General features: G+C 59.8%; 15 protein-coding genes. 4 read left to right on the top strand and 11 right to left on the bottom strand.

Translation table 11 applies throughout. The annotated features are described in order from the left end of the window. The 3 genes from WCE35_RS20210 to WCE35_RS20200 form a co-directional block, all read right to left on the bottom strand. On the bottom strand, window positions 1-197 hold a 197-nt coding region (locus tag WCE35_RS20210), incomplete at its 3' end, for a hypothetical protein (protein WP_424595089.1). A 505-nt stretch (window positions 198-702) separates the two neighbouring features. Beyond that, on the bottom strand, window positions 703-2,043 hold the full coding sequence (locus WCE35_RS20205) for a cytochrome c3 family protein (RefSeq protein WP_424595088.1): 1,341 nt from the start codon (window positions 2,041-2,043) through the stop codon (window positions 703-705). A gap of 41 nt (window positions 2,044-2,084) precedes the next feature. Beyond that, window positions 2,085-3,068, bottom strand: coding sequence for a pyridine nucleotide-disulfide oxidoreductase (locus WCE35_RS20200; RefSeq protein WP_424595087.1), 984 nt, complete (start codon window positions 3,066-3,068; stop codon window positions 2,085-2,087). Between the two features lie 407 nt (window positions 3,069-3,475). On the opposite strand from WCE35_RS20200, the gene WCE35_RS20195 reads away from it, so the two are divergent. Continuing rightward, a complete protein-coding gene (locus tag WCE35_RS20195) occupies window positions 3,476-5,002 on the top strand; it encodes an ankyrin repeat domain-containing protein (protein ID WP_424595086.1) in 1,527 nt (508 codons plus the stop codon). 427 nt (window positions 5,003-5,429) lie between these two features. Beyond that, window positions 5,430-6,734, top strand: coding sequence for an NAD(P)-binding domain-containing protein (locus WCE35_RS20190; protein ID WP_424595085.1), 1,305 nt, complete (start codon window positions 5,430-5,432; stop codon window positions 6,732-6,734). Between the two features lie 129 nt (window positions 6,735-6,863). On the opposite strand, the gene WCE35_RS20185 is transcribed toward WCE35_RS20190, so the two are convergent. The 4 genes from WCE35_RS20185 to WCE35_RS20170 form a co-directional block, all read right to left on the bottom strand. Continuing rightward, window positions 6,864-7,232 carry a hypothetical protein gene (locus WCE35_RS20185; protein WP_424595084.1) on the bottom strand — a complete coding sequence of 123 codons (369 nt, stop codon included), beginning with the start codon at window positions 7,230-7,232 and terminating at the stop codon, window positions 6,864-6,866. 73 nt (window positions 7,233-7,305) lie between these two features. Next, window positions 7,306-8,640 carry a c-type cytochrome biogenesis protein CcmI gene (ccmI, locus tag WCE35_RS20180; RefSeq protein ID WP_424595083.1) on the bottom strand — a complete coding sequence of 445 codons (1,335 nt, stop codon included), beginning with the start codon at window positions 8,638-8,640 and terminating at the stop codon, window positions 7,306-7,308. Next, window positions 8,637-9,134: a cytochrome c-type biogenesis protein gene (locus WCE35_RS20175; RefSeq protein ID WP_424595082.1), complete on the bottom strand. Its 498-nt coding sequence runs from the start codon at window positions 9,132-9,134 to the stop codon at window positions 8,637-8,639. Before WCE35_RS20175 ends, ccmI begins: the two co-directional genes overlap by 4 nt. Before the next feature lie 10 nt (window positions 9,135-9,144). After that, window positions 9,145-11,127, bottom strand: coding sequence for a heme lyase CcmF/NrfE family subunit (locus tag WCE35_RS20170; RefSeq protein ID WP_424595081.1), 1,983 nt, complete (start codon window positions 11,125-11,127; stop codon window positions 9,145-9,147). A 426-nt stretch (window positions 11,128-11,553) separates the two neighbouring features. On the opposite strand from WCE35_RS20170, the gene WCE35_RS20165 reads away from it, so the two are divergent. After that, a complete protein-coding gene (locus tag WCE35_RS20165; protein ID WP_424595080.1) occupies window positions 11,554-12,228 on the top strand; it encodes an HAD-IA family hydrolase in 675 nt (224 codons plus the stop codon). Window positions 12,229-12,309: 81 nt separating this feature from the next. Here WCE35_RS20165 and WCE35_RS20160 read toward each other — a convergent pair whose 3' ends face one another. Together WCE35_RS20160 and WCE35_RS20155 are read right to left on the bottom strand one after the other, a co-directional pair. Then, window positions 12,310-13,818, bottom strand: a complete 1,509-nt coding sequence (locus WCE35_RS20160; protein WP_424595079.1) for a hypothetical protein — start codon at window positions 13,816-13,818, stop codon at window positions 12,310-12,312. A gap of 71 nt (window positions 13,819-13,889) precedes the next feature. Next, entirely contained in the window at window positions 13,890-14,921 is a 1,032-nt protein-coding gene (locus WCE35_RS20155) for a GTP cyclohydrolase II (protein ID WP_424595078.1), read from the bottom strand. A gap of 205 nt (window positions 14,922-15,126) precedes the next feature. Between WCE35_RS20155 and WCE35_RS20150 the strand changes: the two genes are divergently transcribed. After that, a complete protein-coding gene (locus WCE35_RS20150; RefSeq protein ID WP_424595077.1) occupies window positions 15,127-15,972 on the top strand; it encodes a RibD family protein in 846 nt (281 codons plus the stop codon). Here the strand turns inward: WCE35_RS20150 and WCE35_RS20145 are convergent. Both WCE35_RS20145 and WCE35_RS20140 read right to left on the bottom strand, forming a co-directional pair. After that, complete coding sequence (locus tag WCE35_RS20145; protein WP_424595076.1) at window positions 15,933-16,742, bottom strand: SAM-dependent methyltransferase; 810 nt, start codon at window positions 16,740-16,742, stop codon at window positions 15,933-15,935. The two genes, WCE35_RS20150 and WCE35_RS20145, sit on opposite strands and share 40 nt — an antisense overlap. Then, entirely contained in the window at window positions 16,739-17,305 is a 567-nt protein-coding gene (locus WCE35_RS20140) for a glycosyltransferase family 4 protein (protein WP_424595090.1), read from the bottom strand. Before WCE35_RS20140 ends, WCE35_RS20145 begins: the two co-directional genes overlap by 4 nt. Between the last annotated feature and the right edge of the window lie 22 nt (window positions 17,306-17,327).

The following is a 17,327-nucleotide window of genomic DNA, read 5'->3' as shown; positions in this document are numbered from 1 at the left end:
CCCTTGAAGCGCCCGTTGACATGGCAGGATGTGCAGTCGACGCCAGAATGCGCGCCCGTCAGCGGAAATCCTGTCGAAAAATGATTGAACGACGTAGACAACGCGGATTGTGCATAGCCCGGCCTCGCCGCGAGCACGAATGCTACCGCAACGGTCGATAACACCAGACCTAGTGACTTCCAGGAGATCAACGCCATCTACCCCCGATTGCCCTTGCAATCCGCGTCCCCTCGAAGGTCCGGCGTCGTGCACAAAGAACGCGACTCCAGATCGCATGCCTCTGCGCTCCGGCCGGTCAGCAAACGGCGGCGGCCACGAACAGGCGAATGCAGCGATCCAGGAAATCGTCTGCCGCCGAAAGTTCGGCGGGCCGAATTCAGTACATTCATTGGCCACCCCCCGCCTTCTCGCCATGCGACGCCGTCGACCATGAAGTCGCCGTGTCGCAAAGTCCCCACGATGCTTGACCTGCATTTTCGGAACGCGATCGAGATGTCGATCTGAAAATGCCGAGGTCCCCACAAGATCGTCTGCCGGGAACTTGTTGCATCGGAATGGGACCGCACCGCGCATGAGGTCGGGCCATTTCATGGAACTTGCGCCATGAAGCCGCCTCTCCTGTGTCTGAACGCCGGAACTGGGGCCGATTGCTCGGTCTAACGACACGGGTCGTTGAGAAGCACGGCTTCTTCGAGCCGGTCCCTACGGTCGCCTGCCCGTCGGTTTGAACGAGGCGGTGGAGTGGCAACGTTCGCATGCCGGTCCGAATGACCCGTGATGCGCATCATCCTTGCGATGGCAGGCGATGCAATCTGTCGGCAACGCAATCTTGACCACGTTCTTGGCCACGTGACAGGCTTCGCAAGTGAGGTTGCGGTGGGCCCCGGTTAGCGGGTAGCGCGTCATTGTGTCGTGATCAAAGCGCCAGCGTGTCCAGCTATTCGGGTTATGACAGAGCGCACAGTTAGGTCCCAAACGGCCTTCATGATGGCTGTCCCGGTGGCAGGCGTTGCAGGTCAGTGGCGTGCCCTTGAACAACATCGAGCGATGGCAACCCTCGCAAGGCGCGACGGCGTGGCGCCCAATTAGCGGAAATCGAGTAACGTCGTGATCGAAGGACGTTATCCGGCGCCAACTGGTCTCGACGTGGCATTGCTCGCACCGACTGCCAAGGTTGCCTTTGTGCCGATCGTCCTTCCGATGACAAGACACGCAGTTTGTCGCCAGCTTGTCATGGTAGAGATCCCCGGTATGGCAGGCGTCGCACTTGACCCGTGCATGCGCCCCTCGCAGGGGATATTTCGTCGCCTTGTCATGATTGAAGTGAACCGTGCTCCACTTGTTCTCGTCGTGGCAGCTTTCGCATTTGGCGCCGTAGCGCCCGGTGTGAACATCCTGAATTCGGTGACAGTCCGCGCATTGGGTGCCGACGCCCTTGTAGCGTTCGCCAACATGGCACCCGGAGCAGGCGACGGCACGGTGGGCCCCCTGGAGCGGAAACCTGGTGGTGGTGTGATCGAATGCCTTGACCCGCCGCCATCCTGCTTCGTCATGGCAGGTGTCGCAATTTTCGCCAAGGCGCCCCTTGTGTGGATCCTTCGCCTTATGACAATCAAAGCAGCGACCGGGCGTCTCGCGGAATTTTATCGTTGATGCGTGACAGCCGGCGCACGGCACGGGTTTGTGGGCGTCCCGAAGCTCGAAATTCGTAAATGCATGATTGAGCGTCTCGCGATCCAGCTGGACGATGTCGGCGTCCCGCCCCTTGTGATCGGTATGACAGTGGGTGCATTGCTGTTTCGCGGCGTCCGGCTGCCGCCCGTGAAATCGCTTGCCGGTCTGACGATCCTTGGCAGTTTCCTTGTGGCAGTCGAGGCAGAGCCGGGTTTGAGACTTTCGTGAGAACGGCTCGTGACAATTGCCGCACTCCTTCTCGAGCTTGGCATGTCCCTCGACCAGCAACCCCGGCATGACAAGCTGTTCGAACAAATTTTGCGCCTGCGCGGGAAGCGTCAGAGCGTTGACCGCGGCGATCCAGATCACTCGCCCAACTATCAGTCGCAGGCTCAATCGCGAGCCTCCGGTCAAAAGAAATGGGCTGCGAAAATGTGAATGATTGCCGCGACTATAAGAAGAAAGAACAAGGGTAGGTGGAAGACGTGCCAAAGCCGGAACAGACGTTCATAGAACGCGAAAGCAGCGGCTTTCTTGACGGCTGCGACATGTTGCGTCAGCAACTCGTCGACGGCGGCACGCCGTCGGCGCCTGGCCTTTTGCGACCATCCGCGCCGTTTGCCTTCGACCGCGATGATCTGCCGCGCTTCGGACATCAGCCGCATACGAACGATACTTGCGCGCGCACTGATCACCGGAAGCATAAACAGCCCGGTGAAAATACCTTTGGGGACCAACGTACCAATCTGCGAAAATGCGCTCATTCGTTCGACCAGATGGTTGGCAACCGGCAGATCGGCGCCAATTGCTGCGTTCAGCGCGCAGGCATCGGCCAGGATTTCGCGCACCTCCGCCTTGCAGCCATACATCCCGCGATGAATCTTGCCGTAGAGATATCGACCGACGACCCCGCTGAGCGCAACAACAAGCATTGCTGCCAGCGCGACATTGCTGTTGATCGAACCGAGCTTGAAATTTGAATGCAGGATAACCAGCACCGGTCCTAGTATGCCGAGGATCATGTGAGCCCGGAACCAGAAGACAACCGTACCAAGCGCCCGCAACGATCGCATTCGTTTTCGCAAGGGGTAGAACAACAGCAGCAGCATAAGGCTGCTCCCCACGATTCCGAGCCAATAGCCGATGCCGCTCTCAGGTGTCAGGTGACCGTCATCGCGGTTGAGCCAGCCGACCCACAAGACGATGGTGACGGCGATGCCAAAAATTACGGGAGGGGCCTTCGCTCGCAAGCGCGCACGATAAAGCGGCAAAACTGCCTTGTTGCGGGTCCGCATGCCCGACGCTGCGACTGCCGCCCGATCGTCGCTGGTGTCGCGCCGTCGCCGCGCCGCGACACGTTCGACAGGAAATCCTGAAACTGCGGAATCCGCCATTCTTCCCCCGAGGTACGGTCGCGCGCCTAGCAGCCTCAAAATTCGCCAGAGCGCTGCCCGGCCGCGAACGGAGGTGATCCATCCAGGAGGCGTTAGTTTGAACAAAGACGGACCGTTTTGAGGCGCTGGCGGCTACGATATCCCGAAGTTGCCTTGTTCAACCCGATACAGCGACCGGATCCGGACGTGGGTATCCTGCATGGTCGCGTTTCCCAAAGCTCGATCGTGCGGCCTCGGACGCCGACGGCATCATTCGAATGCAATCGCACGTCAATCTGCCGCTACAGCCTGAAGGGCGACCGAGTCCGCAGCCGATCTCCGCATGCGGGCTAAGATTTTGCCGCAATCGGATGCGAGACGATCAGCGTTGCGATAGCCTTGGGATTTCTCGGTCTATGCGAATAGTTATGGCTTCGCTCAGGATACCGCGCTGGCTGTTAGTTGCCGCTGCATCGGTGCTCGCCGTTGTTGCCGGCAGCGCGCCTTTACTTGCGCAGGCAACGAGCGACGAAAGCGCCCTGATGAGGCCGATCGATGAAGCCGTCCGAACGGGGGATTTCGGCCGTGCGGCCGCACTGATCGGGAAAATCGCGGAATCTGGAAATCCCGAAGCACAATACCGACTCGCTTCCTTGTATCGCACGGGACGTGGGGTACCGCAGGACGATATCCTGGCCTTCAAATGGATGAAGGCGGCCGCCGAAGGAAACCATAGAAGCGCACAATTCAACCTTGCTCAGATGTATCTGACGGGACGCGGGGTGGCGTCGAATGCTGGCAGCGCCAAGACCTGGTTGCAGAGGGCAGCATCAGGCGGATATGACGATGCAGAAAAGCTTCTTGCGGAAATCTCGGCGCAGCGCCCGATCGAGCAGGACGCGTCAAGATCGGTCCAGTCGCCCTCGCAAACGGCATCGCGTGAGCCCTCGAAAGCTCGGGCACCGTCGACAGCCGGTTCGGCAAAGGCCTCCCGAGATGACCCAGCAGAAATAGTCGTCGCCGCCTCGCGCGGGCAAACCGACGCTTTGAGAAAATTGATCTCGTCCGGCGCAAGCATCGCGGCGAAAGATGATGACGGCAATACTGCGCTGTCGCACGCTGCATCGGCGGGCAAGATCGACGCGGTAAATTTGCTGCTTTCGGCACAAGCGGACGTCAACGCGGAAAATCATCAGGGTGAGCGGCCGCTGATGTATGCTGCGGCAGCGGGCCATGCCGCCATCGTCAGCGGCTTGCTAGGGAAGGGGGCCGACCTGGATGCCAGAAATCACGGCGGCGATACCGCGCTGACACTCGCCACGCGCGGGTGTCATGAGCAGATTGTCAGCAATCTGATCGACCGCGGGGCCAACGTTCGCGTGGTGCTCGATGGGGGCATTACGCCACTCATGCTCGCGGCCTCCGCCTGTTCCCAGCACCTGTCGGAATTGATGATCGCGAACGGAGCCCAGGTTGACGCGCTCGACGAGAAGAAGCGGACCGCGTTGTGGTTTGCGGCGGACCGCGGCAACGCGGGCGGTATACGCGCACTGCTCGAGCACAAGGCTGATCAACGCCTTACCGATCTGGAAGGCCGAACGCCGCTGCTGAGAGCGCTTGAAAACGGAAATAGCGACGCCGCACAGTTTCTTGTCGGCAATCAGGCCGATCTGGAGGTACGCACCCTGGCGGGCAATACCCCGCTGATACTCGCGGCGAAATCCGGCATGACGGGCGTCGTCGCCCGGCTACTGAAACAAGGCGCCCAACCCGACTCAAAGAATAATTTCGGGTATAATGCGCTGATGATTGCCTCCCAGGAGGGGAAGGCCGACATCGTCCAAGCGCTTCTGAAGGCCGGGGCTGATCGAACGCTCAGGAACAAGAAACGCGAAACTGCAGTCGATATCGCGGTGGCCTCGGGACATGCGGGGATTGCGCAGTTGCTGAAATGAACCGATTTGGTTCGAAACTCCAATTCGCAGCAATGGGGCCGCAAATAGCGCAACACCGTCCACATCGAACTCCGCCGGACGCTCGAGCGATTGTGGAGCGAAAGTGGTCGAAAATGATCGATCATGCAGGGTCATCGAAGTGTCCCTTGCGACCGTTGCTGGCGCCATACCGGAACAATGGATTTGGGGCCGATGTTGGCGGCCTCGCCATCTCCTGACCAACTTTGTCCATCATGTTTCCGCGCCGAACGATCCGCGACTGTGATTGTACGCAACGATCGACGGAGCGATGGATACAGGCGCGGCGATCATTCTCGCATCAATGGACGCTCGCATCAACGGATAATGGTCTCGCTCGTCGCAGACACTGATCACAATTCGACGCGCGCGATATCCGGCGCCAAACTGCAAGGAATATCTACGTTCGATGACATTCAATCCGGTATTGAGCCTCTACGTCCTGGCTTTCGGGACTATCTATGTGCTCTATTTTTGGCTGCGCCGTCGCTTTGAGGCGCGCAGCCGCGCGACGAAAGCGGCGGCGGCCGAGGCCGGTCTTCTTGAACCGGCATCGCTGCATCCGGTCATCGATCCATCGAAATGTACGGGCTGCGCCGCTTGTTTCTACGCCTGTCCCGAGGGCGATATTCTGGGAATGATCAACGGAAAGGCCGAACTGGTTGAACCCAGCCATTGCATCGGTCACGGTGCTTGCAAGGAGGCTTGCCCCCGCGATGCGATTACGCTCGTCTTCGGCACGGAAAAGCGCGGAGTCGACATTCCAGATGTCGGTCCTGATTTTCAAACAAACGTTCCCGGAATCTTCGTGGCGGGGGAACTCGGCGGCATGGGTCTAATTAGAAACGCAATCGAACAAGGGCGCCAGGCCATGGATTCCGTGAGAAAGCTGGAACGACGTCGACCTTCGAGCGCATATGATGTCATCATCGTAGGCGCGGGACCGGCGGGCTTTTCAGCAAGCCTGGCCGCCATGCAGCACAAGCTCCGTTTTTTGACAATCGAGCAGGATAGTTTTGGCGGCACCGTATCGCATTTCCCCCGTGGCAAGCTCGTCATGACTGCGCCGGCAACCCTGCCCCTGATCGGCAAGGTCAAATTCAAAGAGGTGAAAAAAGAAAAGCTGCTCGGGTTTTGGGAGGATGTCGCGCGCAAGACAGGCCTGAAGATCAATTACGGCGAGCAGGTCGAAACAATCACGCAAACCGGTTCTGAATTCGAGGTTCGAACCACACGTGCCTCCTACGCAACCTCGTCGGTCGTGCTTGCGATCGGCCGGCGCGGAACGCCACGCAAGCTGGAGGTGGATGGGGAGGAGCAATCCAAAGTGGTTTACCGCATGATCGACCCCGAACAATATCAACATCAGCATGTGCTGGTGGTCGGAGGCGGCGACAGCGCGCTCGAAGCGGCAGCCAGTATCGCCGAACAACCCGGTACAACCGTCAAGCTGTCCCATCGCAGCGAATCCTTTTCCCGCGCCAAGGTAAAGAATCGCGACAGGGTGAAAGCCGCGGAGCTGTCAGGCCAGCTTGAAGTCTTGCTTCAATCCAGCGTCAAAAGAATCGGTCGCGACGACGTCGTGATCGAGCAGAAAGGGCGACAATTAACACTCAGGAACGATGCGGTTATCGTATGCGTCGGCGGGATCTTGCCGACTGCGTTCCTCGAAAGTATCGGCATACAGATCGAGACCAAATATGGGACGGCGTAGGCTCACTTCTGTCGCGACTCTCTGACAGTGGTTTTCCTGCAATCCCAGGACGTCTCGGCAAGGGTATCGTTCGCTGCATCTGCCAAATTTCGATCGTTGTGAACAGCAATCGCATTGATAGATGAAAACCTAGTCGCTCAGCGCGTCACCGACTGTCAGGATCAGGTCGCATCGAAAGTCGTCGGCTGGCCTGCCACCGGGATCTTCAATTCGGTGATAACAAGCGTTGTTTCCGAACTGCCTGTTCTCGAATTTTCCATTTTTATCTTGAACGACATCCAAGGGGACTTTCCTGCCGAGGAAATTGAACAGGGTCTTCGCTTTGGCTGCATTGCAGGAGAAAATCACGAAAGCGCCGTTGTGCTCGACGGAACTCGTGCTAATCGCCTCCCGAATGCAATCGCTTGTTCCCGCCAGGGTCAATTCCTTCGGACTTATTTGAGCGTGACCTGGTGCGATCAGAACGATGAAACTGACGGCTATGGCAAATTTATTCATGCAGGTTACCATCGGTGGCTGCCGCGTGCCAAAATTCGATTAATGCCGTTGAACTGTCGTGATGCGAACAATGTCATGGGGTCAGCCCGGCTTGCCGGGCTGCTTCTACGATTCGGGTCCGCTCCGGTCCGTCCTCGGTGAACAGCGACAGTGCACGTTGAAGCGACTTCCTGGCTTGGTCGGTATCTCCAAGTACGATGCGCGAGCGGATAAGCCTTGCCCAGCCATCGGCATCGCGCGGCGATTGATCGAGGCGTCGCGCGAGGCCGTCTACCATGCCGCGAATCATGGCAGTTCGATCTTCAGCCGACATGTTGTCCGCGTTGCGTATATCTTCAACCCGAGGGCCTCGAACGGCCGGTTCAACGGCTGGAGGGTCTGATTTATCGACCCTCCGGGAGTCCACCGAGCTATTGTCGGACATCCCCGCGGCCGGCGGCAGGGTCGCTCCCTCGCCCAGAAGATCGCGGCGCAGATCGGCGACGTGTCGCTTGAGATCCGGCAGCCAGGGCTCGTTGGGATTGGCATCGGCAAGCAGGCCGGTCCAGTCCGACAGCGCCGCTGTCCGGTCTCCGGCCTGTTGCTTTGCCAGCCCGATATAAAACCGCGTGCGTGCGTCTTTTGGATCAAGCTTTACAGCCGCTTCCAGGTCTTGCCTGGCCTCGGGCGTGACGCGCCCGTTTGCGTCACGAATCAGCGCTTCGCCCCGCGCACTTCGAAATTCGGCCGAGGCAGGGCGTAACTCGATGGCCTTGGAATAAGCGTTCGCGGCATCGTTGTAACGGTCGATGTTGAAATAGGACCAGCCCAGCAGGCGCCAACCCTCGGGGTCCTGGGCGTTGCCTTGCAGCCTTTTGAGCAGCCGCTGAATCATTTCTTCGACCGGCGGAAGCCCGGCCTGTGTCTGGTCCGTGATTTGGGATGCCCGTGCCTCGAGCGCGGCTACCGCGTCCGGTTGCCCCGCAGCGCTTGTCCCGGGAGCCAGGGTCGACATCCCGATAGGGGATTGGACAACAACCGGCTGCGCGCCTGCCCGTTTGGTCGCTGCCGCCGGCAGGTCCGGACTTCCAACGATGGCGTAAAGGCCGATGGAGCCGAATATTACGATTGCCGTGACGGCAATGACTGCAAATCGTCGTTCTTGCCGGCTGAAAGGCATGCTCGCCGGAATCTCGGCACGATCTGTCGACAGAATGCGGCGCTTGATCTCGATGCTGGCGTTTTCTGCCTGGGTCTTGTCGATCAGGCCCTGAGCAGCCTCGTTCTCAAGTTCCCTCAGTTGATCGCGGAAGACTGCAAGCTCACCAGAGGATCGCAGACGAGTTCTCTCCAGCCTTCGAACGAACGGAGACGAAACGATAACCGCTGCTATGGCGATCATAATGGTTGAGACGAACCAGAGCGTCATGCCGGCCTCCGTTCCTTCAGTATCGCCTCAACTCGCATTCGTTCCATCTCGCTCAGCGGAGCGGGGGCTTCGGCGGTCTCGGAACGGTTGCGCGATCCGGTCAGGTAACGCCAAAAGCTGACGCCGGCGACCAGGAGGACCGCGAATGGTCCGATCCACAGCAACAGCGTGCTCAATTGCATTGGCGGCTTCAGCAGAACGAAGTTGCCATAGCGCTGCACAATGAATTCAAGCGCCTGCTGATCGGTATCTCCGGAAGCCAGGCGATCTCGTAGCAAAATTCGCAAATCGCGCGCTAGTGGTGCGTTCGAGTCATCGATGCTTTGATTTTGGCAGACAACGCAACGCAATTCCTGGCTCAGTGCGCGTGCTCGCGATTCAACCACCGGATCGCGCAATATCTCGTCGGGCATGACCGCCCACGCCGGCACCGCCGCCAGCGAAAGTGCAAAGATGGCGGACAAGCAAATGATCTTCGGCTCGAGGGGGTGCATTGTTGACGTCCTACTCGGCCGGAACCGCAGTCAACACCCGAACCGAACGCTGTGGCGCGCCAACCCGGAGCCGGCGGTCACACAATGACACAAAGCCGCCAAACGCCATCATGAGTGCCCCGATCCAGACCAGGGGCATGAACGGATGATAGTAGAATCGCACAGCCCATGATCCCTTGCCGTTGGGCTCTCCCAACGTCACGTAGAGGTTGGAAATCAGGTTGGTGCGAATGCCGGCGGCCGTCGTCTGTTGTTGACGAACGGGGTAGAAGCGCCTTTCGCTAACAAGCTGAGTAACGGTTGCGCCGTCCCGCGTGATATCAAAAGTGCCCTGTTCGGCCTCATAGTTCGGGCCAGGAACGCTGCCGATAGATCGCAGCTTTACTTCATATCCGGAAAGCTGCAGGCTTTGTCCCGGTTGGAGCATCTCGATCTTCTCGGTCGCCCAAGCCGTCATGCCGGTGATGCCCGCGACAGTTACGCCAATGCCGGCATGGGCCAATACCAGCCCATAAAAAGCCAATGGTGTCGTGCGAGCGAGCTTGAGCGAGCCAGCAAGTGTTGTTGCGCCGAGGCGAGTGCGATTTGCCAGCATGGCCAATGAACCGAAGACGAGCCACGCGGCAACCGCCATGAAAAAGGCGACCAGGACCTTTTGTCCCGATGTGAACATAAGCACAATGATTGCGATGAGAAGGCTGGCGTATGCGGGCAGATTGAGACGCGCTAACGCGGAACGAACGTCGTCGCGCTTCCATTTCAGAATCGGCCCCAGCGGCATTGCCAACAGAAGCGGGATCATGATCGGCACAAAAGTCATGCTGTAGTAGGGTGGTCCCACCGAGATCTTGTCGTTACCTATCATGTCAATGACAAGCGGATAGAATGTTCCGATGAATACCGTTGCGGTGGCTGTTGCGAGCATGACGTTGTTGAAAGTGAGACCGCCTTCGCGGCTGACTGGCGCAAACGGAGCGCCATGCTTCAGCCTGGGTGCGCGTATTGCAAAGAGCATCAAGGCGCCGCCGGTCGAAAGCAGAATGAGAGCCAGAATAAAGGCGCCTCGCGCGGGGTCTTGTGCGAAGGAATGTACGCTCGTCAGCACTCCCGAGCGAACGAGGAATGTCCCGACCAGGCTCAACGAAAACGTCAAGATTCCAAGCAGAATTGTCCAGCTTATGAGGGCATTGCGCCGCTCCACCACCAGCGCCGAATGCAACAACGCCGTACCGGCAAGCCAAGGCATGAATGAGGCATTTTCGACGGGGTCCCAGAACCACCAGCCGCCCCATCCAAGGGTATAATATGCCCAGGCGCTGCCAAGCGTGATGCCGATCGTCAGAAAGCACCATGCGGCGAGCACCCAAGGCCGTACCCATCGAGCCCAGGATGCATCCACTTTTCCGTCGATCAGCGCGGCGACGGAAAAAGAGAAAGCCATTGAGAAGCCGACATAGCCGAGATAGAGAAACGGCGGATGGATGGCCAGTCCCGGGTCTTGAAGGATTGGATTGAGGCCATTGCCATCGGAAGGCGGGTAAACAAGTCGCGCGAATGGGTTCGAGGTCGCGACGATAAAGACGAGGAAGCCGAACCCGATCAAACCATGCACGCCGAGAACGTGAGCCTGCAATCGGTCCGGCAGATTTCCTCCAAACATAGCAACGGCGGCCCCGAACAGCGACAGGATGAGGACCCAGAGAAGCATGGATCCCTCGTGGTTTCCCCATACGCCGGAAATCTTGTAGAGTAGTGGCTTCAGCGTATGCGAATTTGCTGTGACAATCTGAACTGAAAAATCCGACGTAACAAATGCATAGGTCAGGCATCCAAACGCCGCCGAGACGAAGAGGAATTGACCTAACGCGGCCTGGCGAACGAACGCGGCGATTGCGGGTTCTCCGCGCTTCATCGCTGCAAACGGCACCACCGATTGCACCAACGAAATAAAGAGCGCCAGAATAAGCGCGAACGATCCAGCCTCTGCCGCCATTGCTCTTGGTCTCCCGACCGACACCTTGCAGTATTGTCAGAAGAAGTATTCTTCTTTCCATTGCTTGATGGCTAGCTCGAATGGAGGCCCGAATTGAGGCATTAATAGTACGGGATCTCTCGATACTTCTGCTTGCCGTGTCTTGCATCGATCCCTGTTCTCACTGGCTGGAGTCGCTTATTCCAGGAGCTTTCTTACTTCATGGTGTCCCGGCAATTTGCCGTCGTAGCCCAATTCGGCGAGAGCAATTACGATGACTTCAGACCAGCGCAACTGTCATCAACACGCAGTGGTCGTAATCTTACCTTTCAGGAACGATTGCTCGGGGCGAAGGATGGGGCGGCAATAATCTCAATCGTCCCGCGCTCTTGCGACGACGGAGGACGCGGCGTATGTTGTTTAATACCCTGCATCGGAACCATTTCAGTGAAGCTCGTTATCTTCGACTTCGACGGCACCCTCGTCGATAGCCGAAAGCTGATTGTCGAATCAAATCGTGTCGTTTTCGGTCAGTTCGGACTTGCCCTGCCGTCCGAAGACGAGAGTCTTTCGTTGGTGGGAATGTCTCTGGAACTTGTTCTTCGACGATTGGCTGGAGCGGACGCGCCGGTCGAAAAGATGGTTGCGACGTACCGGCATGTACTACCGCTGCTTCGCGTCGACCCGGCCTATGCGGAAGTGCCGTTCTGCGGTGCGGCGGACTTGTTGGCTGCCTTGGCCGAGAACAACAACGTGCGTCTCGGGATCGCTACCGCGCATGTTTCACATACAATCGCGCCTGCGCTCGAACGTTTCGGGTGGCAGAGCTATTTTTGCACGGTCCAGACTGCTGACAAGGCCCCGTCCAAGCCACATCCGGGAATGCTGCTTCAGGCGCTAAGCGAGGCCGACGTAAAAGCCAGCGATGCGATCATGGTTGGCGATACGGCGTTTGACATTGAAATGGCGCGCGCCGCTTGTGTCCGCGGAGTGGCTGTATCCTGGGGCTATCATCGCCCCGACCGACTTCGCGGCGCGGGTGCGTCGCGCGTCGTAAATGACATGAGCGAATTGCGCGACTGCCTGTTCGAGACGATTTCATCGGCATCGGAACAGTCGTGAGTCCCGAAAGCAGTGACGAACTGGCAAGCCTCCATCTGCGCCTGCAGGGCGGATGAAATTAGTCGCGCCGGGCCTTGCACCTTAGCGATGCAGGCATGAATAGATACGGACGAGATCACGGCCCTCTTTTGGAACCACGCGGGTAGCCTGGTCATTCGCCGTCGCCGTGGCGCAGGACAACCAGAAATAATTCCCACTCGGATCGATAACGAGCCGCTTCGGCCTGAAGTTCGCAACAATCACCGACAAGTATGGTGTTGTCGAGAACCAGGACAGCCGCTTCAAATTGGAGACGATTCGTTCCGATGAAACGAAATGCGGATTGCCGAGCGCCGGATCGGATTCGTTACCTGTCGCAAGGGCCGCGACCGCCGCTCTGTAGTGCCCCCACGCCGCGACGAATTTTCCGGTCTCAATGACGTGCACCAACGTCAGGAGGATGAACGCTGCTGCGAGCGGCCGGGCTCCCTGGTTCCGCACCGTGGCCATTGCCCGTTCCAGGAACGGTACGGCGAGTCGGCCGTCTCCAGACATGGCGCCCAGCGCCGCCAGTGCACCGAACATCGGCGTGACTATTACCACCGCCGTTCTCAGATAATACCGACTGCTCGCGTGCATCGCTTGATCAAACCGCAGCCAGTATACCGCGAGCATTACGGTCACTGTGGCGATGGCATAGAGATACGCCCTGTCCGGGGCCAGACGCGAAAGCGCCAGCAGGATAACGCCGTATCCCGCCAGTACCGCGAACAGCAATACGACGACGCCGACCCGAAAGATGTCGAGATCGAAGAAATGCACGGCTGCTCGCAAGAACGCGCCGGCATAATATTCGTCGGGCGGGAGCATGATCTTAACAGCGGCTGCAATCGCCAGCACCATGATCAGGAAGACAACCGCGCGCAGAAATGAGGCGTCGCGCAAACCGCGTGGTCCCAGTGTCGCGACGATGGCGAATGCCAGGACCAGCGCGCCCTCATGGGTGAAAGCGAGCGTGAGCATCAGGACGAAAACCAATGCCGCCCCGACGGCGGTCCGCTTCGCATAATGGCAGACGGCGAGCGCCGGCCAGAACGCGGCGTGCGCCAGCCACATCTCGGTCGGAAAGCCGAAAATGAGCGGGCAGAGCAGGGCCGTCGAACAACAAGCGTAGACGAAGATGGTGCGGCGGCGTGAATGGTCGGCTACGAAAGTTCCGATTAGGCCTGCGAGGGGCGCGAGATAGAAAAGCAGCCCATAGATGACGATTCCCGCGCCGGGGCTCCCGCTTAGCCCGACAACGATCTCCGCCGGCAGCAGACTAAGGAGAAAGACCGACATGCGGCCGGCAATATTGTGCCAGTGGAACGCCCAGACGTCCTGCACCGCGACGGCGTAGGAAAACATCGCGCCGTCGGCGTAAAGTTCCAGTTCATAGTATAACGCGATAGCGACAAACGCGACCGACCAGCCGAGACCAACTCCAATGATCAAGGCACGCAAGACGTCGGTGTCGGAGCGGATGGCAGACCACGACATATTGTCGACGTCTCCTGATAGTCGCGCACGGAGCGCTGACGACTTGATGCCGCTTGAAGACGACGGCGGCATTTGCTGCGACCCCGCCGAGCACGCGTCTGCAGGTTCGATCGACGCGGCTCCTGAGATTCTTCTTTTTCTGTCTAGGACTGATCGGCCAGCACGGCCGTTAGATGATCGAGCCGGTGTCCGGACCGCGCCGCCTTCGCCGTCATATAACGGCGGTTGTCCGCATTGATCGGTGCCTCGAGCGGCATCCGGCCGGCAATTTGAATGCCGGCCTTGGTGAGACCGTCCAGTTTGGCCGGGTTGTTGGTGAGCAGAACGATCCGCGTGCAGTTCAGCATTCGCAGCATGCGTGCGGCGATGCCGTAATCACGCTCGTCGTCATCGAAGCCGAGTGTGGTGTTGGCGTCGAAGGTGTCGAGGCCGTCGTCCTGAAACCGATATGTTCGCATCTTGTTGGCGAGACCAAGCCCGCGGCCCTCCTGCGCCAGATAGAGGATGACGCCTCCGCCGAGGCTTTCGAGCAGCGCGAGAGCGAGCCGAAGCTGGTCCCCGCAGTCGCAGCGCCGTGAACCGAACACGTCGCCGGTCAGGCAGGCGGAATGCAGCCGCACCGGAACGGCATTGGTGAAATCAGGCTTCCCGACGATAATGGCGACCGGACTGCCGCCCATTGCGTCGCGGAACACGACAAAGCGCGTGGGAGTGCTCGAGCTGAGCGGCACCGAGGCCTCGCTCGCCACGATGAGCGAGCAAACCGCGTCATCGGCAAAGCGAGCCACCGCATCTGCCTCGACCGCCACTATGGTCCGCTGACACGCGAGGGCGTCGGCAACCACATCGGCCGCCAGCACGGCCGGCAGACCTTGTGATAGTTTGACAAGCCGAACAGCAGCGGTGGCGGCCCGGCCCGCTCTCATCGCCATTGGAATGCGATTGCTTTTCGCCTCGGAAACGAGGGCGAGGATCGCATCTGGCTTGTCACTCGGGGAAAGCGGCAAGGCCATCGGCGTTGACGCGTCGATACCGAGGGCAACCGCGCGCCGCTCCGTAATGACGAGCTGCGGCATGACTGGCCCGCAGAGCGCCTTGAATTCCGCGAGCCGCTTCCCATCGAGACCTTCGATTGGCAACGCGAGTACCGCTTCGCCCGGTGCGGTGATGAGCACGGGCCGTCGTCCGTGGAATTCACCAAGGCCCCGGCTGACGCTGGTGTGCCCCCAACTGCCAAATAAAGCTGAACTCGCGCCCGACTGCACCTCACACATTTCCGAGACTTTCCATTCTTACCGTGGTGACACTAAAACACCGTACACCGGACATCATTCCGTTCGTAAATTGATGATTTTTCTGACGTGATTGTCTATAGTGGCATTGTCAACGCAACCCAACAGTGTTTTTGTTGCCTGCGTGCCGATAGCCAATTTCCCGACAAGCAAGTCTGCGTCTTCCGATCCGTGGGAAGAATTCAGCAATATTTTCCGCAGAGGCCAGCAGCCTCTTCCGCACGCCTGGGCGAATGTGTTCGGTCCGCTGCGTAGGGGCACGGTGGACGATCTTGTGATTGTCGGCCAGATAGGCCAGTCGCTTGACGGCCGGATCGCGACGGAAAGCGGGCATTCGAAATATATTAACGGGCCGGCGGGATTGGTGCATCTGCACCGGCTGCGGGCCCTGATGGACGCGATTGTCGTCGGCGTCGGCACCGCCTTGGCCGATGATCCGCAGTTGACTGTGCGGCGGGTCGCGGGGCCTCAGCCGGCGCGCGTCGTTATCGACCCGAAGGGTCGGCTTGGCGCCGACGCCAGGATGTTCGCCGACGATGGCGTCTGGCGCGTGCTGATCACTGCGCAAGGCGCACGGTGTGCGCCGCCGTCCGGCGTCGAAATCATCGCATTGCCCACCACCGACGGCCAAATCGCCCCCTCGGCGATCCTTGCCGCGCTTGCCGGCAGGGGCATGCGCCGCATGCTGATCGAAGGAGGCGCTAACACGGTATCACGCTTTCTTGCCGCGGGATGTCTTGACCGCCTGCACGTGATCGTCGCCCCGATCATCCTGGGCGCCGGAGGCCCTGGCCTGATCCTCCCATCGCTCGAACGTGCCGATCAGGCGCCGCGTATGCCTATTCGTGTGCACAAAATCGAGGATGACGTGCTGTTCGACTGCGATCTGTCGCCTCAGCGTGTGGCGCTCGGTGTTGCGAAGAAATCGACGTGACCGACATGGAGTGAGGATCGTTCGGTGGCAGCGGCGTCGCGACGGCGCTTGAGCCAGGCCGTAACGTCGGTGAACGGCAGCCCCCCCATATCGAGCGCAGCGCTTGCCCACCCAGCCAATATTTCGGTTTGCATGTCACGATCGTCGGGTCTCATCACCCAATCGGATGTTCCCTGCACTACCGAGTAGCCGAGCGCTTCGAGGCGCGCGATGGCGAAGGCGGCCGCCGCCGGCCCGAGCGCCGGCCCGAAGCCCTTGTCGGTGAGCTGATGCGCGTTCACCTCGGCAAAAATAGCCGAATCGAACGGATCGGATGGCGTGAGGCCGGCCCGCCCGTCATAGCTCAGCGCCGCGTAAAGCGGGATCGAGCGCGCTGCGACAGCGCCCGCGAGCCGCTCCAGCCAGGTGTCAGAGACCAGATCGAGTAACGCCGAAATAGTAACCAGATCGACGGCCCGGTCGAGAGCGGCTTCGAGTTCGCTGTTGAGATCGAGCGGGACAGCAATAACGGACACATCCTTGGCCAGCGGGGTGGCCGTCGCGCGCGTCAGCAGGTCGAGATCGTTGTCGATCAGCGTCCAGTTCTGCCGCGCGGGCAGGTGTGGGTTCAGCGCGCGCAAGGTCGAGCCGGTGCCGCTGGCGAGATCGACGACCCGTATCGAGGAGCGCGGCTTGAGCGCGGCGGCGACAGCGTCGAGAACTGTCGGATTGCGCGCCCGCAAGTCGTACGGTTCGCGCAGCGTCAGCCAGTCGGCGGAAAAGCCGCTCATGCCAGCGTCTCGAGTGCGCACGCAAAGATTTCCGCGGAGTGCCGCCAGGTCGGAAGCTTCGGTGCTGCGATGCGCGCCGCAGCAGCCAAGCCCCGTCGCAGATCGGCCTCGCCGATGACGCGGCGCAGCGCTTGTGCCAATGCAGGAACATCGCCGGCCGCGACAAGGACGCTGGCGTCCGGCGGGAGCGTGTCAGGTATGGCGCCGGCATTTGTGCCAATTACCGGCAGGCCGTGTGCGATGGCCTCTGCGTAGGCCATGCCGTAACCTTCGAAATGAGATGCAAGGACGAACACGTCGGCTTCGGCGTAAAGAGCTGCGAGCCGCCGCGGCGATACCGCACCTAGCGCGGCAATTCGCTTTCCAAGCTGGTGGCGCGCGATATCTGCGTCGAGTTGCGCGGCAGCATCCCGGTCGCGCGAGCGGTCGCCGGCAATCGTCAGCCGCCATGGCAGATCGGTGAGCGTAGCCAGCGCTGCAACCAACACATCGAAGCCCTTGCGCGGCACCACTGCGCCGACTGACAGCAGCCTCAGGGCGCCGTCCTCGCGGCTTTGCGCCACTCGAACTGGATCGCTGCCCGGC

The sequence above is a fragment of the Bradyrhizobium sp. genome, assembly GCF_049691595.1.
In the GTDB taxonomy this organism is placed as follows: domain Bacteria; phylum Pseudomonadota; class Alphaproteobacteria; order Rhizobiales; family Xanthobacteraceae; genus Bradyrhizobium.
The sequence above is the reverse complement of the archived record's forward strand: the minus strand, read 5'-3'. Positions and strand labels throughout refer to the sequence as shown.

Coding starts and splice junctions, on each gene's coding strand:
- WCE35_RS20200 (WP_424595087.1), bottom strand. CDS start 3,068: ATGGCGGATTCCGCAGTTTCAGGATTTCCTGTCGAACGTGTCGCGGCG.
- WCE35_RS20195 (WP_424595086.1), top strand. CDS start 3,476: ATGGCTTCGCTCAGGATACCGCGCTGGCTGTTAGTTGCCGCTGCATCG.
- WCE35_RS20190 (WP_424595085.1), top strand. CDS start 5,430: ATGACATTCAATCCGGTATTGAGCCTCTACGTCCTGGCTTTCGGGACT.
- WCE35_RS20185 (WP_424595084.1), bottom strand. CDS start 7,232: ATGAATAAATTTGCCATAGCCGTCAGTTTCATCGTTCTGATCGCACCA.
- ccmI (WP_424595083.1), bottom strand. CDS start 8,640: ATGACGCTCTGGTTCGTCTCAACCATTATGATCGCCATAGCAGCGGTT.
- WCE35_RS20175 (WP_424595082.1), bottom strand. CDS start 9,134: ATGCACCCCCTCGAGCCGAAGATCATTTGCTTGTCCGCCATCTTTGCA.
- WCE35_RS20170 (WP_424595081.1), bottom strand. CDS start 11,127: ATGGCGGCAGAGGCTGGATCGTTCGCGCTTATTCTGGCGCTCTTTATT.
- WCE35_RS20160 (WP_424595079.1), bottom strand. CDS start 13,818: ATGCCGCCGTCGTCTTCAAGCGGCATCAAGTCGTCAGCGCTCCGTGCG.
- WCE35_RS20145 (WP_424595076.1), bottom strand. CDS start 16,742: ATGAGCGGCTTTTCCGCCGACTGGCTGACGCTGCGCGAACCGTACGAC.